This is a genomic window from Arthrobacter sp. 10T425, assembly GCF_056393985.1.
In genome coordinates this window covers 14,901-31,183 of sequence record NZ_JBFTGZ010000004.1, presented here as the reverse complement: position 1 = coordinate 31,183, position 16,283 = coordinate 14,901, and the positions used below count along the sequence as shown (strand labels likewise).

Below are 16,283 nucleotides of genomic sequence, written 5' to 3'. Positions count from 1 at the left end.
GGCGGCGGCCGGCTACCGCCCGGCGGTGCGTTCGAGCACCTGGCCGAGGATCCGCGCACCTTCCCTGAAAGCACCCGGATTGGGTCCGGCGAAGTTCAGCCGGATGAACGGTCCGGCCGGTTCGGCCGGGAACCACTCGGTACCGGCCGCGATGATGACCCCCGCGGCCTCGCAGTCCCCGACGAACTGGTCGACGTCGGTCCCGTCGGGAAGGCGGGCCCAGAGATTGAGTCCGCCCGTGGGCACGTGCTCCACGTGGGCCAGCGGGGCAAGTTCCCGCAGGCTGCTGAGCATGAGATCACGGCGGGACTGGAGCTGCAGCCGCAGTCCGCGCAGGTGCGTCTGCCATCCCGGCTGCGTCACGACGTCGAGGGCGGCCGCCTGGAGAACACCGCTGACATACATGGACTCGGCTCCCCGGTCGGCCAAAATGCGCTCACGCGCCGGGCCGCGGGCGATCACCGCGGCAATGCGTATGGCCGGGGACACGCTCTTGGTCAGCGAGCGGAGGTAGACGACGTGGCCGGAATCGTCGAGGCTGGCAACGGGCACGGAATCCGTGGCGATGCCGAAATCATGTGCCCAGTCATCCTCCACCAGGAACGCACCGTGTTCGCGCACCACGTCGAGCACCTGCTCGCGCAGACGGGCAGGCCATTGCGCGCCGGTGGGATTCGCAAAGTTCGGCTGCGCATAGAACACCCGCGCGCCGGTCTCGCCAAAGGCGCGGGCCAGGTCCTCGGGGTCCGGGCCTTCGGGACCGCTGGGGACCGGAACAACCCGGACACCGGACTGCGCCGCAGCCCGAAGCGCCCCCCAGTAGGTCGGGGACTCCACCAGCAGCGGCTGCCCACTGCCCACCAGCGCCCGGAACACGGAGCTGAGCCCGCTCTGGCTCCCCGGCAGCACAATCACGTCGCGTGGTGTTGGCGGGGTGACGCCTGCCGGGGTGGAGGCCCGGAGTTCGTGCGCGAACCAGGACTGCAGCTCGGGCAGGCCCGCGGCGGGCGGACGCGACAAGGCAGCCTCCCCCCGGGCTGCCCGGGTCAGGGCCGCCCTCACCAGCCGCTCGGGCAGGAGTTCCCGGTCCGGATAGCCTGAATGGAATGCGATGACATCGTTCGGCGCGTCGCGCATCGCTGTGGAGACGGGGCGCAGCGGCGCCCGCGGTGATCCCAGCGCCGTCGTCTGCCAGCCGTAGTCCGCGGGCCGGGCTGTTCGAACGGCCCGCACGAACGTCCCGACGCCGGGGCGGCTCTCGATCAGGCCCTGCGCGGAGAGGGTCCGCAGGACCTTTTGCACGGTCACGGGGCTGGCCTGGTACTCGGCCACCAGGGAACGCGTGGAAGGCAGCCGGGCGCCCGGAGCGGCGGCCGCAATCCATTCCCGGAGCCGCGCCGCCATTAGCGAGGTGCTATCGTAAGACATGGAAAACAATAGTAGCGCTACTCAGGGAATCGATCAACCGTTATCGTCCCGGCCGGCAGCCGGACTGTGGTGGGGATTCGTCGGCGTCGCCGCATTCTCCTTCACTCTGCCGTTCACCCGGGTGGCGGTTGCGGGGTTGTCTCCGTTGTTCATCGGATCGGGCCGGGCTGTTGTCGCGACCGTTCTCGCCGCGTTCGCCCTCACTTTGACCCGGCAGCGCCTGCCCCGGGGCGCCCAGTGGGCGCGTATTGCGGTGGTCGCCGGCGGGGTGGTGATCGGATTCCCGCTGCTGACCTCCTTCGCCCTCACCTCGGTTCCCGCCAGCCACGGCGCGGTTGTTATTGCGCTGCTCCCCGCGGCGACCGCAACGATGGCGGTCATCCGCGGCCATGAACGGCCGCCCAGGTCTTTCTGGGTGATCACCGGCGCGGGCGCAGTGGCGGCGATTGGTTTCGCCTCTGCGCAGTCCGGCGGCATCGGGCAACTGCAATTGGCCGACCTGCTGCTGTTCGGCGCCGTCCTCTCGGCGGCAATCGGCTACGCCGAAGGCGGACTGCTGGCCCGCGAACTCGGCTCGTGGCAGACCGTCTCCTGGGCCCTCGTTCTGTCCTCGCCGCTCATGGCCGGCATCGCGGCGTTCTCTATGGCCAGCCAGCCTCCCTCTGCTACTCCCGTGCAGTGGGCGGCCTTCGCATACTTGGGCGTCGTGAGCATGTTTTTCGGCTTCTTCGCCTGGTACCGCGGCCTGGCCATCGGACCCATGGCGCAGGTCAGCCAGATCCAACTCGTCCAGCCGGTCTTGAGCATCTGCTGGGCCGGGCTCATACTGGGCGAAGACTTGACCTGGGCGACCATCATCGGCGGCACGGCGGTCATCCTCTGCGCCGGCCTGGCCGTCCGCTCCCGGCCAAGTGCGGCGAAGGCGGCGGGAAGCAAAGCGGACGTGCTGGACAGCCCGAAGGACAACGCGAGGGACGCTGTGACAGTGAAACAATCCGGCTGATCTGATCACCTGCCCCGCCCCCGAAGCCGCCCAGCCCCAGACCGATCCGCAATCCGAATGGAAGTTCCGTGTACATCCCCGCACATTTCGCCGCCGGCCCCGATGCAGTCCGGCATCTGCTCACGCGCCCGTCCGCGGCCAACCTGGTCACCGCCACCGCGAAGGGCATGCTTGCCACGCTGTTGCCCTTCGTCTTCGACCCCTCGGCCGGTGAGCACGGCGCCCTGCACGCGCATCTGGCCCGCAACAACCCCCAATGGTCTGAACCCGCCCTCGGCGAATCGCTCGCCATTATCCAGGGCGCGGACGCCTACATCTCGCCGCGGTGGTACGCGTCCAAGGCGGAGCACGGACGCGTGGTTCCCACCTGGAACTACTCCACGGCCCACGTGTACGGCACCCTGGTCATCCACGACGATCCCGCCTGGCTCGCCAGCCATGTGAGGCGGCTGAGCAACCACAACGAGGCCGGCTCCGAGCGGCCCTGGACTGTCGAGGATGCCCCGGAGCGCTACATTGCCGGCCAGCTGCGCGCGATCGTCGGCGTCGAGCTTCTCATCACGCGGATCGAGGCGAAGCACAAACTCAGCCAGAACCGGCCCAACGCCGATGTTGACGGTGTGGTGGCCGGGCTGCGGGCCCGCGGTGACCTGGCAAGCGCCGCGGACGTCGAGAACGCACGTGAGGGCCGCGAGCAGATTCGCTGCCCGCACTCCGACTCCCCGGCCGGTCCTGCTTCCTGATCCTGGCACCGGCTGCGCCTGCATCCTGATGGCCGAAGGCTGACCCCGGCACCTGGGCCCGGCCCGGCCGGGGACCGCCGGAGCACACTCTCAATGCCCCGGCCCGGCCGTTTCGCTAGGTTTTCGCTACGAATTCGGGCCGGCGCCGCGGAAAAGGTCAGGCGCTACGGGGATCCCCGTAGCGCCTGACCTGTGGCGTGTCACGTGTCCGTTTCCGTAGCGGAATCCTGTGCCATCTCGTGGCCGAGGTTCATCACCCGGCGCGCCAACTCCCCCGGGTCCGGTTCCCCGGCGCCCAGCGCCCCCGTGCCCAGTTCACCCGCTCCCACTTCACCCGTGCCCAGTTCACCCGCTCCCAGGTTCCCGGCGGCACGCAGGTCCTGCCGCTGCGGCCCCGGCCCGCCCAGCAGGACAACGGACCACAGCGCCTGCACGGTTGATACGGCCACCGTGGCTCCCGTCGGCCCCGCGACCAGCCAGCCGCCGCTGGTCGCGGCCACTTTCGGGGCTCCCGGCCAGGATTGGCTGGCACCATTGATCGTTTGGGCGACAATCAGGTGCTGCCGCAGCGTTCTGACCGGGCCCAGGACGGGATCGCTCACCACACTTCGTCCGCACGCACCGCACATGTGAGCGTCCCTCCTAGGGCATGACGTCGCCGGAATTGGGCCCGAGTGTCTGCCCGACATACAGGTTGCCGCCGGGATCGCTGGCCAGGAGCAGCGCCGTCGGGGCAACTTCGGCCGCCAGCCCGAAGCGCAGCAGCGGCAGCCCGGCACGCTTCGCCGCTTTCCACTCCTCGGAGATGCCGTCAACCAGGGGCGTTTCGATGGGTCCCGGGGCAATGTTGTTGACCAGCACGTTGTCGGCGGCAGTTTCCAGGGCCAGCGCCTTGGTCAGCCCCACGACTCCGGCTTTGGCGGCACTGTAGTGGCTGAGCCCGGTGCCGCCCTTGATGGCCAGCTGGGAGGCGATGTTGATGATCCGGCCCCACTTCTGCTGCCGCATCTCCCCCACCACCTCCCGGCAGCAGAGGAAGACACCGGTCAGGTCAACGGCAATCGTCTCGTTCCACATGGCAAGTGTCATGTCTTCCAGCGGCGATTCCGTCAGCAGGCCGGCACTGTTCACAAGAATGTCGATGCTGCCGAGCCGGGACCGTGCTGCGGCAAAGGCCGCCTTCACGCTCGCCTCGTCCGAGACGTCGACGGCGATGCTTCCCGCCGCGCCCGACCGGTCCAGGACGGCGACTCTGTCGCCGTTGGCGGTGAAGGCCTCGGCGATGGCCTTGCCGATGCCGCTGGCTCCGCCCGTGACCACAACGGCGCGGCCCTCCGTTTTCCGGGAGGCGTCAGGGTTGTTCATTCTTGTCCTTCCGGGGCCTTTCAGGCACGCATCTTGATGGTGAGGCCGCCGTCAACAATCAGGGACTGGCCCGTGACGTAGACAGCGTCATCGGAGGTCAGGAAGCCGATCACGCTGGCAACTTCCTGGGGACGTCCGACCCGGCCCCAGGGGATTTCCAGACCGGCGCGCTGCAGGCCCTCGGGCCCGAGGGAATTCACCGGGTCCAGGGACTGGGGAGTTTCGATCAGTCCGGGGATAACGGCGTTGGCGCGGATGCCGCGCGGCCCCAACTCGGCGGCCACACTGCGGATCAGGCCGAGCACGCCGGCCTTGGCGGCTGCGTAGTGGGCATGTTCCTCCCAGCCGTAGACGCCGCCGGCAATGGAGGACACGGCAACCAGCGCTCCGCCGTCGGTCATCTTCGCGGACCCGGCGCGCAGGGTCCGCATCACGCCGGTGAGGTCGACGTCGAGCATGTCGTGCCAGCGCTGGTCGGTCATCTCCGCCAGGGGCGAGTTGCGCAGGATTCCGGCGTTGGCCACGGCGTAGTCCAGGCGGCCGTACTCGTCGACGGCGCGTTCGGCGAAGGCATCGACAGATGGGGTACTGCGGACATCCACTTCCTGGATGATCCCCTGGCCGCCGGCGTCCTTCACGAGGCGAAGGGTTTCCTCCGGGTCGTGCGGGTCGCCGGGAAAGGTTCCGATGACAGAATGCACGCCGCGGTGGGCGTAGTGGACCGCGAGGGCCCGTCCAATGCCGCTGGCCGCTCCGGTGATCACGGCCACCCTGTTCTCAGGCGTCATGGGGGTGGTCCTCGAGCAGGGCTTCGACCGGCGGCTTCGCGGCGATCATCAGCAGGCCGGAGAAAAGGGTTCCGGCCGCGCCGACCCACAAGGCTGCAGCACCGGTTCCTACGCTGGCGGCCGCTAGCGTGAACAGGAAACCACCGAGAATGGTGCCGGGCTGGCTCATTGCGCCGATAAAGGCTGTGCCGGTGGCACGGCAGCTGACGGGGTAGCACTCCGCCATGAAGTACTGGATCGCGGCGTACGGTCCGACCAGGAAGAACAGTCCGGCGCCGTAGGTGACGATGATCATGAAGGGGTCCGTGGCAAGGGGGCTGAGCATGATGGCGAAGGAGATGCCGGAGATAATCCAGCCTCCGATGATGGTCCGCTTGCGGCCGATCTTGTCACCGAGCCACCCATGGAAGACATAGCCGAAGTACGCCAGCCCGTTGATGACGATCAGCATCCAGAAGGCGTCAGAAAGTTCCACACCCTTGGCGTTCTTCAGGACAGAACTGCCGAGAATGCTGAAAATAAGGATGCCGAAGAAGTTGAAGATCCAGGCCAGCGACAAGACGATCGTATTCCGGCGCAGGTGCGGCTCCCAGATGCGCTTGAGCGGGGCTGCGGAGGAGTGCTCGACGCCGAAGGCGTGGGCCAGGGAATGGGCTTCCTCGGTCTTGCCGCTCTTCTCGAGTTGGGTCAGCTTGTGGTGCAGTTCGAACTGCGGCGTCTCCTTCAGTTTCTTTGCGATGACCCACACGATGATCGCGGCCGGAACGGTCGCCATCAGGTACAGGGCGCGCCAGCCGAGGGACGGGAGGAAGACGAGGGCGAGGGCGCTCGCAAGCAGGAAGCCCAGCGGCCAGCCACCCTGGATGAAGGAGTAGTGGAAGCCGGGGCGCTTGCGCTTATCCGCGACTTCGGTGACCTGGTAGACCTCGTTCATGTAGGTGGCGTTGACGGCCTGCTCCGAGAACCCGAGCCCGCCGAAGGAACGGACCAGCACCAGCAGGCCGTTGCTGAGGAACGGGATCCCGGTCGGAATCAGGGCCGTCAGGCCCGAGACAATGGCGGTCCCGCCGATAGTGGTCATCATGCCCTTGCGGCGGCCGAGCCGGTCAATGACCGGGCCGATTCCGAAGCAGACGATCGCGGTGCCGACGGCGATCCAGGTGTTGATTGCGTACGCTTCGGTGGCGGTCCAGCCGAACTCCTGCTGCATGGCCGGCAGGAGGGTGCCGAAAAGTCCGAAGTCGAATACGGCGACCGTCCAGGCACAGAGCGCCAGGACGGTGGCGACGGTTGTGTGGTGCTTGGAGAATACCGGGAAGCGGCGTTTTTCGTCCGGTCCGGGTTGCGTCAGATCGACGGCGGGCTGCTGGATGGTCATTACTGGTTTTCCTTTCGGGGGCTGCGGGCGAGGAAGGAGTCCGCGATCTGGTCGAACTTCAGCCAGCTGACGCCTTCGTGGGAATTGATGTGTTCGATGAGGCGCTCGAGCATGAGCAGCACTTGGGGGCGGCCCGAGACATCCGGATGGATGGTCATGGTGAAGACGGCCTGATCCATTTCCCGGTACACCCAGTCGAACTGGTCGCGCCACATTTGTTCGACGTCCCGGGGACTGACGAATCCGTGGGAGTTCGGGGCCGCCTTGATGAACATCATGGGAGGCAGGTCGTCCAGGTACCAGTTGGCCGGGATCTCGACGAGGTCGGTTTCGGTGCCCCTGACCAGCGGCTCCATCCAGGTTTCCGCGGCCTTCGTGTAGTCGATCTTCTTCCAGCTGTCGCCGACCCGGACGTAGTAGGGCTCGAAGTCCTTGTGCATCAGGGAGTGGTCGTATTTGATCCCGCGTTCGAGCAGGATCTCGTTGGTGACCGGGGAAAATTCCCACCAGGGAGCAACGTAGCCCGTGGGCCGACGGCCGGAGACTTTCTCGATGAGTTCGATCGACCGGTCCAGGATGGCCGTCTCCTGCTCGCGGGTCATGGCGATGGGGTTTTCATGCGAGTACCCGTGCACGCCGATTTCGTGCCCGGCGTCGACGATCATCCGCGTCAGGTCCGGGAAGGTCTCGATCGAGTGGCCCGGCACGAACCAGGTGGCGGGCAGGCTGTACTTCTCGAAAAGCCGGATGAGCCGAGGGCCGCCGACCTCGCCGCTGAACAAGCCGCGGGAGATATCGCAGGGCGAGTCCTCGCCCCCGTAGGAGCCGAGCATTCCGGCAACTGCGTCCACGTCCACGCCGAACGCGACTTGGATGTCCTTAGTCATGAGATCAACCTTTCACTGCGCTTTTGTTGAGGTTTGGCTTCTTGTTGAGGTTTGTCTTTGGGCTGTGGATTGTTGGTGAGGCTCGGATGTTGGGCGGCAACTAGTCAGGAAGCGTGCCCCTCAGGGCGAAGGCCTCCGCGATCCCGGCGGCGGGAGTGCCGAGCCTGAGCAGAAGGCTCAGCAGGACAAGCGATTGGGATGGCTTGAGCAGCCCGGCGGGGATGGCACCGGCAGCGCGCAGGTCCTCGCCGCCGCCGTCGCCGTACCGGGGCACCACGGCACCGGCATCCACCCGGGTGCTCGTCACCACCACGACGCCGGCAGCGGTGGCGCGCGCGACTTCCTGGCACAGCACGCGGTTAGCGTTGCCCGTTCCCGTCCCCTGGAGCACGATCCCTGCCGCCCCGGCCTGGAGGGCAGCCCGCAGGAGGGTGGCGTCGGCTCCGGGGTAGGCAGCAATGAGGTCCACGCGCGGCGAACCGGCGTCCGCGCCCGGCAGGGGCAACGGGGGAAGGCCTGGTCGTACCGGCCGGATCTCGACCTCGCCGGAGTCGGACACCGATCCGACGGTTCCGAAGTCCGGGTTGGCGAAGGCATCGAGGCTGGTTGTGTGGCGCTTGCGCACTCCGGCCGCAGGGAAGATGGTCCCGGCAAAGGCCAACAACACACCGGTTCCGCGCGCCCGCGGAGAACCGGCGACGGCGATGGCACGGGACAGATTGCCGGGTCCGTCCGGGGAGTCGGCGTCGGCAGCCTGCTGCGCTCCGGTGAATACGACCGGGCGGGGATCATCGTGGGTGAGGTCAACGAGATAGGCCGTTTCCTCCATCGTGTCCGTCCCGTGGGTGACCACGACGCCCAGAACCTGCGGGTCGGCCAAGGCCTCCCGAATCGTGGCGCAGATGGCGATCATGTCCTCGACTGTCAGCAGGTACGAGCCCTTCCGGAAAACGTCGAACACGCGGACCGGATGGGCCGCTGGCACGCCCATGCTGGCAAACACCTGCTCCCCCGTGTCGGACGCCACCGCGGCTCCGCCGGCCTCGGACGCACGTGAAGAAATCGTTCCTCCCGTGGCCAGCAGGACCACGTGGGGGCCAACTAAATCTGTGACGGTCATGTCCACTCCGTTTGTTCTGTAACTGTTTCCGCACACTTACCCAATCGATTGGGTTGGTGGTTAAAAGTTATTCCTGCCATGTTTCCTGCAGATGCTCCCGGAAGTTTCAGGGGGGTAAATACTTCGCCGCCGGCTCCCGGGATTCCGTCTACCCAATCGATTGGGTACGCCGTTTGATTGACTATAGAATGTGAGGTGGGACACGTCAAGAGTGCCTGGACCAGAGATCCGGGCATTATCAGGCACTCTTGGTGATGACGACCTTTTGAGCTGAGGCAGGGGACTGAATGGAAGAGAGCACGGCCGATGGCCGCACCATCACGCTGAAGGATCTCGCGAGCGAGCTCGGAATCCACCCCTCGACCGTATCCAGGATCCTGCACTCGGGCTCCGAAGTGGCGCGCGGGGCAGCCTCTGTAGCTACCGCCGAACGCGTGCGCGAGCTCGCGCGGAAGCGCGGCTACTCCCCCGACCCGCAGGCCGCCGGCCTGCGGACGCGGCGCACGCATCTCATGGGCGTGATAGTTCCCCGGCTTTCGGACCTCGTTCTGGCGATCATGTACGAGGGCATCGACGAAGCCGCGGCGGAGCTCGGCTATTCCACGTTTGTTATGAACTCGCGCGATGAGCCCCAGGAACAGCGCCGCAAGACGGACTCCATGCTGGCCCGACGCGTGGACGGGCTGATCATCGGCGACGCACACCTGGACAGCGGCCTGTTGCGGGAGCTTGCCTCCCGGAAGGTGCCGTTCGTGCTCATGAACCGGCGCGTCCCGGGCTTCCCGTCGGCCACCTGCGACGACGTCCTTGGCGGCGAGCTTGTGGCCGACCACCTGTGGGGCATGGGGCACCGGGACGTCGCCGTGATCGCCGGCGAGCCCTATGCCAGCACGGCCGTCGACCGGACGGCCGGTTTCGTGGACCGCTGGCGCGCGCTGGGCGGGAAGATTCCCCCTGACGTCGTTGTGTGGTCCCGATTCGATACCGGCGGAGGACGGGAAGCGGCCGAGACCATCCTGGCTCACGGCAACTCCCACCCGACTGCACTGTTCGCCGTCAACGACTTCGCGGCCATCGGCGCCATGGGAGCCCTGCGGTCCCATGGCCTCGGCGTCGGCCGCGACGTGGCGGTGGTTGGCTTCAATGACACCTCGCTGGCCGCGGAACTGCCCATCCCACTCTCTTCGGTCCGCTCGCCCATGCTTGATATCGGGCGGACGGCGGTGCAGCTCCTCAAGGGCGTCCTGGACGGCCGGGAGGTCGAATCGGTCAGGCTGGAGCCGGTCCTGTGCGTGCGGGAAAGCAGCGGCTTCGGCATCGCGGTGTGACACTGCAAGAGAATCCTCCAGTCAGTCGAATCAGTGAGTGGAATCGGGAGGCCATGCGGGCACGCGCCGTCCGTCAATCCGTAGCCCAACCGTGCAGGCTCCACGCCCATGAGTTGAGGAGCCCATGACTTGAGAGTAGTGACCCGGGTCACAGCGTCCTATCGGAGGTTCGCCCAAGATTGGGGCGACTTTTAGTGCAAACTGCCCAGTCCCTTTAGCGGGCGGCCGCAACGATGCCGAGGGCGAGCATGCACGTGGCGCGGACTTCGCCATCGGACAGGTCCAGTTTCAGCAGCTCCTCGATTTTCCGCAGCCGGTAGCTGAGCGTATTCCGGTGGATGAAGAGTTCATCGCAGATCTTCGCGGAGTTCCCGCTGTGGCGCAGGTACGCGCCGAAGGTCTCCCGCAGCGAGCTGCCGCCGTCGGAGGCCAGGGGCGCCAGCAGTCGTTGGCACATCGCAACCAGACCCGGACTGGGCAGTCCCTGCACAATGCCGGCGAGATCTGCCAGCGGCGCCTGGTGCACCCCGGGCCGTCCCACATGACGGCGGGCAAGCTGAAGCGCCAGCGGCAGTTCGCTGAGGCCCGCGGATTCCGAGACGATGACGGACAGTTCCGGGGCGTCCGTAAAGAATCCGCGCGCAGCATCCAGTAAGTCGGCCGCCGAGTGCCGGTGCTGCAACAAGAGAGTCGTGAGTCCGGCCTCTTCCATGAACCGCACAGTGCCGAACCCGGCCTGTAGACCCACCCGGGCGCGCCATGCGATGGCGCGCAGCTTTGCGGGGGCCACCTCTTCTGAGCTGCCGATCAGCACCGCACCCCAGTCGCTGTCAGGATCGAAGCCGGACTCGAGGGCGTAGCGGCGCAGCGGCGTGGACGGCTCGCCGCGGTCCTCATAAAGGGCCTCCATGAAGCGTGCGGCTTCCCGGGAATGCAAGGGCGAATGGGACCCGAGGGTATAGCTAAGCTGCATAGCGATGACGGCGGCCACGGGGCCCAGAATGGGCTGCAGCACAATGTTGCTCCCGATCCCCTCAATGGCAAGCCTGAACTGCTCGGACTCGCCGCTGGGAAGGCGCAACGCGGTCCGCGCGGTCCCGCCGTGAGCCGCTCCCGCGGAAACAAGCTCGAAGGCGTTCTGGTCGATCACGGCCACCCTCGCATCGATGGCATCCGCCACCCTCTCCAGGACCTCCGCCAGGGAATGCCCGTCGGCCGCCAACCGGGTGCATTGGTCCGCCAGTTCCCAGCCCTTCCGCAACTCCTCATAGCGCTCGGCAGCGATGACCCGCTCCACGTGCCGCATGACCAACACAAAGGGCACCTGCGGCGCGAGCTCCAGCAGCGGCAGGCCGTGCACCTCGCAGGCACGGAGCAGGCCGGCCGGCAGCTCGCTGTGCGCCGCGCCCAAGCCGAACGCCAGCCCTGAGACGGGGACGGAAACCAGCCGTTCCACGTAGGCGTCCCAGGTCCTGAAGTCCTTGACGTTCAAGCCCATGCCGTTGGTCAGCACCAGGGCGTTCACGCTGAGGAAGGGCGTGGGGTCCATGTGTTCGGTGGGAGCGCACCAGGTGATGGGCCGGGCCAGTCGGCCCTCGCCGCCCGCAACCCGAAGCCGGATGTTGAGATCGGCGTTGTCTGCTAAATCAGAAATTCGCACGGGGCCCTCCCACTACGGCGGGCGTCCCCCACCGGACAGTGCAATAACCATAATTGATGCCCGCAGATTCAGCGACCTGCACAATATCGGGCACGTGAATTGCTGAGTAGCGTTGCACCCATGCAACCCAATGTGACTCCCGACACTTCTTCAGGCACCTCAGCCCACGCCTCTCCTTTCAGCGCTCCCCCCGCACAACGGAGGGTGCTCTTGAACTCCGATATGGGCGAAGGCCTTGGCCTCCACGAGTTCGGCAACGACGAAGAACTCATGCGCATCATCGACGTCGCCAACGTGGCCTGTGGGTATCACGCCGGCGATCCCGACGTCATGGAACGGACCGTGGCGTTGGCTGCTGAGCACGGCGTGGCGGTCGGAGCGCACCCCGGCCTGCCGGACATTGTGGGGTTCGGACGCCGCCGAATGGTTCTCACCCCGGCCGAGGTCGAATCGATCATCTTGTATCAGACCGGAGCCCTGACGGCGTTCCTCGCAAAGTACGGGCTGGAACTGAACCACATCAAACCCCACGGTTCCCTCTACGGCATGCTGGCCGGCGACGAGGAACTGATGCAGGCTGCCGCCGGCACAGCCTTGCAGTTCGGCGTTCCGTTTTTCGGGCTCGCGGGGACCGCCCACGAAAGCGTGTGCCGGTCCATGGGGGTGGATTTCGTGCCCGAACTCTATGTTGACCTCAACTACGGCCCGGCCGGTGAGCTGCTGATCCAGCGCCGCCCGGCGCCCACCGATCCCGACGCCGCCGCCGAGCGTGTCAGCAGGGCGCTGGCCGGCAAGCCCGTCCTCGCCGTTGACGGCACCGAGCTGGACATCCGGTTCCAAAGCATCTGCGTCCACTCCGACGCACCCAATTCTGTCGCAGTGGCCACCGCAGTGCGTGCGGTCCTGGGCTGAACCGATCTATCCAAACCATCTGAAAGAGAGCATCCCGTGGCAACCATCGTTTCCCCGCTCCCCGGCGTCTTTTATCGCAAGCCCGGCCCCGGCAAGCCGCCTTTCGCCAATGAAGGCGACGCCATCGAGGTCGGACAGACCCTCGGCATTATTGAAATCATGAAGCAGTTCACCGAAATCCAGTCCGATGTGGCCGGCACCCTGGAGTCGTTTGAGGTCAACGAGGGCGACATGGTCAACCCAGGCGACGCAATCGTCGTCGTCCGGGAAGGATAGCCATGAAGAAACTGCTCATCGCCAACCGCGGCGAGATTGCCGTTCGCATCGCCCGGACCGCCCGTGAAATGGGCATCGAAACATTCGTGGTGGCCAGCGAAGCCGACGTCGAATCCTTGGCTGCCCGGTCCGCTGACCACGTCGTCGTGGTGGGTCCGGCGCCTGCCACCGCCAGCTACCTGAACCAGGACGCCATCGTCGCCGCGGCCGTGGACAACGGCTGCGATGCCGTCCACCCGGGCTACGGGTTCCTCTCCGAGAATGCGGACTTCGCCCGGAAGATCGCTGATGCGGGCCTGATCTGGGTGGGGCCGCGTGCGGACGCCATCGCCATGATGGGCAATAAGTCCTTGGCGAGGGAATCGGCCCGGAAGGCTGGCGTCCCCGTGCTCCGTGGCTCGGACGGCCCCCTCGATCCGGCGGCCGACGCCGTAGAAATCGCCCGCAGCATCGGCTACCCGCTCGTGATCAAGGCTTCCGCCGGCGGCGGCGGCCGGGGCATCCGCTTTGTGCACAGCGAAGGCAAGCTTCTGGAATCCATTGAGCAGACACGCGGCGAAGCGGCTGCTGTCTTCGGCGATCCCACCGTTTACCTGGAACGCTTTGTCCAGCATGCCCGTCACGTGGAGGTACAGGTCCTCGGCGACGGAACAAACTTCATCCATCTCGGCGACCGCGACTGCTCTATGCAACGGCGCTCCCAGAAGGTCATTGAAGAAGCACCGGCGCCGGACCTCCCGGACCACGTCCGCCAGAGGATCCGGGATTCCTCCGTGGAACTCGCCCGCGAGTGCGGCTACAGCGGCGCCGGAACGGTCGAATTCCTCTATGACCCGGTCAACCATGAAGCGGCGTTCATCGAAATGAACACCCGTATCCAGGTTGAGCACCCGATCACAGAGCAAATCACGGGCGTCGATCTGATCCGCGAACAGCTGCAGATCGCGTTCACCGGGGCGATGTCCCTCCGCCAGGACGACATCGCATTCAATGGCCACTCCATCGAATGCCGTATAAATGCCGAGGACCCCGACCACCACTTCTTCCCCAGCCCGGGCCTCATCACGGCCATGGACTGGCCCGCCGGCGCAGGCGTCAGGGTGGACACCGGGGTGGAGACCGGTTCCACGGTCACTCCGTACTACGACTCCCTGATGGCCAAGCTGATTGTGCATGCGGACACCCGCGAAGCGGCCATTGAGGCGATGCTGACGGCCCTGGATGAGACCCGCATCGAAGGCGTCAAAACCACCATCCCGGTGCACAAGAAGCTGCTGAGCCGGCCCGAATTTGCGGCCGTCACCCACCACTCGAAATTCCTTGAAACCGTCCCCGATCTGATGGAGGCACAATGAGCAGCCCGGAACCCGCCGTGTTGGAGGCCCGTTACACCTGGGGCGGAGACGAATTCCTGTTCGTTGAGGTCGCGGAGTCCATGAGCCTGGCCGCCAACTTCCGGGTGATGTCCATAGCAGCGAAGCTTTCGGCCATGCAGCTGCCCGGCATCGTGGACATCTGTCCCGCCAACGCCTCGCTGCTGGTGCGGTTCGATCCCGATGTCCTGCCGCCGTCGACCCTTGAAGAGACCGTCCGGACCATTGAAGGGGATCTGGCGCACCATCACGACCATTCGCTGGAAACCCGGATCGTCGAGGTCCCGGTCTGGTACGAAGACCCGTTCACGGCGGAAGTGGCCGAGCGATTCCGCGAAGGATTCCATCAGGAGCCCGGCGGCACCGACATTGACTACGCAGCCAAGGTCAACAACCTCAAGGACGCCGCCGAATTCATTCAGCGCCACCATGAGCAACCATGGCTTGTCTCCATGGTTGGCTTCGTCGCAGGCCTCCCGTTCCTCTTCCAGCTGGTGGAGCAGGAAAAGCAACTCGAAGTACCCAAGTATCTGAGTCCGCGCACCGACACCCCCAAACTGACCGTGGGCCACGGCGGCTGCTTCGGCTGCATTTACTCCGTGCGCGGTGCCGGCGGCTACCAGATGTTCGGGGTCGCTGCCGCGCCCATCTTCGATCCTGCCCAGTCCCTGGCCGATTTCAAGGACTTCATGGTGTTCTTCAAGCCGGGCGACATCGTGAAGTTCAAGCCCGTCACCGAGGCCGAATACAACAGCATCCAGTCTGAGATCTCCGCCGGAACGTTCCGCTACCGGCAGGTGGCCGTGACATTTGATCTGTCCAGGGCGCTGGCGAATCCCGCGGGCTACAACCAGGAACTCATGGAGGCCCTCAATGGCGTTTGACATCAAGAACCCCGGCCTGGCCACCACAGTCCAGGACCAGGGACGCACCGGCCACTACAACGTGGGCATCCCGCAGAGCGGTTCCCTGGACCAATACTCGGCCGAACTCGGAAATGCCCTGGTGGGCAACACCGCCAAGGAAGCCGTCCTCGAATGCACGTACCTGGGCCCGGTGCTGACCACCGACCAGGATGCCGTCGTCGCCGTCACCGGGGCACCGGTTGAGGTAAAGGTCAACGGCGACGCCCGGCCCCAGTGGACCCGGCTCCAGCTGAAAGCCGGCGACGAACTCAGCTTCGGGGTCATCCGGGGAGGCACGCGCTACTACATCGCCGTCCAGGGCGGCATCGATGTTCCCGAGGTGCTCGGCAGCCGGTCCACCTACAGCCTGGGCGCTATCGGCGGGTTCCATGGCCGCAAGCTGGAGGCCGGGGACCGGATTCCGGTGGGCGCCCCGCTCAACGCCGGAGCCCTGCCCGACGCCGATACAGTTCCGGAGGAATTCCGTCCCCTATTCGCCAAGGAACAGGCCGTCCGGATCGTCCTGGGCCTTTACGACCACCGGCTCACCGACGAAGGACTGGACAATCTCCTGCACAGCGAGTGGAAGGTGACCCCGGTGGCTGACCGGATGGGGCTGAGGTACTCAGGTCCCGGGGTGCAGTGGAAGGAGCGGGAGCAGCCATTCGGCGCCGGCTCCGATCCGTCCAACATCGTGGATGCCGGCTATGCCGTCGGGTCCATCCAGATTCCCGGCGGCACCCAGCCGATCATCCTGCACCGCGATGCCGTCTCCGGCGGCGGTTACGCCATGGTGGGCACGGTCATCAGCGCCGACATGGATCTGGTGGCCCGCGCCGCCCCCGGCACATCCACCAGGTTCGTGGCAATCAGCCTGGACGAGGCCCTTGTGGCGCGCAAGGAACTCGCCGAGCTCAAGAGGAACGCCCGTGGGGCCATCGGCGCCGGCGGCTGAGTAGCGGCCGGCGGCTGAGTAGCGGACCGGCGGCTGAGTAGCGGACCGGCGGACTAGGGCGAACGGACCGGCACACGAACCTTGTGCTTCTGCGCCCGCGGGTCCTTACTGGTGGGAGGAGACCAGGCCGCCCGCCGCCAGGGCGCGATATCGCAAGGATCC

Annotated in this window: 16 protein-coding genes; 8 read left to right on the top strand and 8 right to left on the bottom strand. The window is 66.3% G+C overall.

What is annotated here, in order from left to right; translation table 11 throughout:
• Nucleotides 1-12: 12 nt before the first annotated feature.
• Complete coding sequence (locus tag AC1DDH_RS06005) at nt 13-1,428, bottom strand: aminotransferase-like domain-containing protein (RefSeq protein WP_476955038.1); 1,416 nt, start codon at nt 1,426-1,428, stop codon at nt 13-15.
• Between AC1DDH_RS06005 and AC1DDH_RS06000 the strand changes: the two genes are divergently transcribed.
• Nucleotides 1,427-2,431, top strand: a complete 1,005-nt coding sequence (locus AC1DDH_RS06000) for a DMT family transporter (RefSeq protein ID WP_476955037.1) — start codon at nt 1,427-1,429, stop codon at nt 2,429-2,431. The genes AC1DDH_RS06005 and AC1DDH_RS06000 overlap by 2 nt on opposite strands.
• A 68-nt stretch (nt 2,432-2,499) precedes the next feature.
• A complete protein-coding gene (locus AC1DDH_RS05995; RefSeq protein WP_476955036.1) occupies nt 2,500-3,174 on the top strand; it encodes an FMN-binding negative transcriptional regulator in 675 nt (224 codons plus the stop codon).
• Between the two features lie 200 nt (nt 3,175-3,374).
• Here AC1DDH_RS05995 and AC1DDH_RS05990 read toward each other — a convergent pair whose 3' ends face one another.
• The 6 genes from AC1DDH_RS05990 to AC1DDH_RS05965 all read right to left on the bottom strand — a co-directional run bounded on the left by AC1DDH_RS05990 (nt 3,375) and on the right by AC1DDH_RS05965 (nt 8,712).
• The gene (locus AC1DDH_RS05990; protein ID WP_476955035.1) at nt 3,375-3,776 is read right to left on the bottom strand and encodes a hypothetical protein; all 402 of its coding nucleotides are present in this window, start codon (nt 3,774-3,776) and stop codon (nt 3,375-3,377) included.
• A 40-nt stretch (nt 3,777-3,816) separates the two neighbouring features.
• The gene (locus AC1DDH_RS05985) at nt 3,817-4,539 is read right to left on the bottom strand and encodes an SDR family NAD(P)-dependent oxidoreductase (protein ID WP_476955034.1); all 723 of its coding nucleotides are present in this window, start codon (nt 4,537-4,539) and stop codon (nt 3,817-3,819) included.
• Between the two features lie 20 nt (nt 4,540-4,559).
• On the bottom strand, nt 4,560-5,327 hold the full coding sequence (locus AC1DDH_RS05980) for an SDR family NAD(P)-dependent oxidoreductase (RefSeq protein ID WP_476955033.1): 768 nt from the start codon (nt 5,325-5,327) through the stop codon (nt 4,560-4,562).
• Nucleotides 5,317-6,705, bottom strand: coding sequence for an MFS transporter (locus AC1DDH_RS05975; protein ID WP_243177850.1), 1,389 nt, complete (start codon nt 6,703-6,705; stop codon nt 5,317-5,319). Before AC1DDH_RS05975 ends, AC1DDH_RS05980 begins: the two co-directional genes overlap by 11 nt.
• On the bottom strand, nt 6,705-7,592 hold the full coding sequence (locus AC1DDH_RS05970; RefSeq protein WP_476849518.1) for a polysaccharide deacetylase family protein: 888 nt from the start codon (nt 7,590-7,592) through the stop codon (nt 6,705-6,707). Before AC1DDH_RS05970 ends, AC1DDH_RS05975 begins: the two co-directional genes overlap by 1 nt.
• Before the next feature lie 100 nt (nt 7,593-7,692).
• Nucleotides 7,693-8,712 carry an asparaginase gene (locus AC1DDH_RS05965; RefSeq protein ID WP_476955032.1) on the bottom strand — a complete coding sequence of 340 codons (1,020 nt, stop codon included), beginning with the start codon at nt 8,710-8,712 and terminating at the stop codon, nt 7,693-7,695.
• 287 nt (nt 8,713-8,999) lie between these two features.
• On the opposite strand from AC1DDH_RS05965, the gene AC1DDH_RS05960 reads away from it, so the two are divergent.
• Nucleotides 9,000-10,040: a LacI family DNA-binding transcriptional regulator gene (locus AC1DDH_RS05960; protein WP_476955031.1), complete on the top strand. Its 1,041-nt coding sequence runs from the start codon at nt 9,000-9,002 to the stop codon at nt 10,038-10,040.
• A gap of 214 nt (nt 10,041-10,254) precedes the next feature.
• Here AC1DDH_RS05960 and AC1DDH_RS05955 read toward each other — a convergent pair whose 3' ends face one another.
• Nucleotides 10,255-11,700: a PucR family transcriptional regulator gene (locus tag AC1DDH_RS05955; protein ID WP_476849515.1), complete on the bottom strand. Its 1,446-nt coding sequence runs from the start codon at nt 11,698-11,700 to the stop codon at nt 10,255-10,257.
• Nucleotides 11,701-11,904: 204 nt separating this feature from the next.
• Between AC1DDH_RS05955 and pxpA the strand changes: the two genes are divergently transcribed.
• The 5 genes from pxpA to AC1DDH_RS05930 are packed head-to-tail and all read left to right on the top strand — an operon-like array spanning nt 11,905 to nt 16,121.
• Nucleotides 11,905-12,612: a 5-oxoprolinase subunit PxpA gene (pxpA, locus tag AC1DDH_RS05950; RefSeq protein ID WP_308288969.1), complete on the top strand. Its 708-nt coding sequence runs from the start codon at nt 11,905-11,907 to the stop codon at nt 12,610-12,612.
• 36 nt (nt 12,613-12,648) lie between these two features.
• Complete coding sequence (locus AC1DDH_RS05945; RefSeq protein ID WP_028276237.1) at nt 12,649-12,888, top strand: acetyl-CoA carboxylase; 240 nt, start codon at nt 12,649-12,651, stop codon at nt 12,886-12,888.
• A gap of 2 nt (nt 12,889-12,890) precedes the next feature.
• Complete coding sequence (locus AC1DDH_RS05940; protein WP_476955030.1) at nt 12,891-14,243, top strand: acetyl-CoA carboxylase biotin carboxylase subunit; 1,353 nt, start codon at nt 12,891-12,893, stop codon at nt 14,241-14,243.
• A complete protein-coding gene (locus AC1DDH_RS05935) occupies nt 14,240-15,145 on the top strand; it encodes a 5-oxoprolinase subunit B family protein (protein WP_476955029.1) in 906 nt (301 codons plus the stop codon). The genes AC1DDH_RS05940 and AC1DDH_RS05935 overlap by 4 nt, the downstream gene beginning before the upstream one ends.
• Nucleotides 15,135-16,121 (top strand): 5-oxoprolinase subunit C family protein, encoded by a 987-nt coding sequence (locus AC1DDH_RS05930; RefSeq protein WP_476872642.1) that lies wholly within the window; start codon nt 15,135-15,137, stop codon nt 16,119-16,121. The genes AC1DDH_RS05935 and AC1DDH_RS05930 overlap by 11 nt, the downstream gene beginning before the upstream one ends.
• The last annotated feature ends 162 nt before the right edge of the window (nt 16,122-16,283 follow it).

Bases quoted from the DNA above. Each gene is read 5' to 3' on its own strand.
- AC1DDH_RS06000 (WP_476955037.1), top strand. From the start codon at position 1,427: ATGGAAAACAATAGTAGCGCTACTCAGGGAATCGATCAACCGTTATCG.
- AC1DDH_RS06005 (WP_476955038.1), bottom strand. From the start codon at position 1,428: ATGTCTTACGATAGCACCTCGCTAATGGCGGCGCGGCTCCGGGAATGG.
- AC1DDH_RS05985 (WP_476955034.1), bottom strand. From the start codon at position 4,539: ATGAACAACCCTGACGCCTCCCGGAAAACGGAGGGCCGCGCCGTTGTG.
- AC1DDH_RS05980 (WP_476955033.1), bottom strand. From the start codon at position 5,327: ATGACGCCTGAGAACAGGGTGGCCGTGATCACCGGAGCGGCCAGCGGC.
- AC1DDH_RS05975 (WP_243177850.1), bottom strand. From the start codon at position 6,705: ATGACCATCCAGCAGCCCGCCGTCGATCTGACGCAACCCGGACCGGAC.
- AC1DDH_RS05970 (WP_476849518.1), bottom strand. From the start codon at position 7,592: ATGACTAAGGACATCCAAGTCGCGTTCGGCGTGGACGTGGACGCAGTT.
- AC1DDH_RS05965 (WP_476955032.1), bottom strand. From the start codon at position 8,712: ATGACCGTCACAGATTTAGTTGGCCCCCACGTGGTCCTGCTGGCCACG.
- AC1DDH_RS05960 (WP_476955031.1), top strand. From the start codon at position 9,000: ATGGAAGAGAGCACGGCCGATGGCCGCACCATCACGCTGAAGGATCTC.
- AC1DDH_RS05940 (WP_476955030.1), top strand. From the start codon at position 12,891: ATGAAGAAACTGCTCATCGCCAACCGCGGCGAGATTGCCGTTCGCATC.
- AC1DDH_RS05935 (WP_476955029.1), top strand. From the start codon at position 14,240: ATGAGCAGCCCGGAACCCGCCGTGTTGGAGGCCCGTTACACCTGGGGC.
- AC1DDH_RS05930 (WP_476872642.1), top strand. From the start codon at position 15,135: ATGGCGTTTGACATCAAGAACCCCGGCCTGGCCACCACAGTCCAGGAC.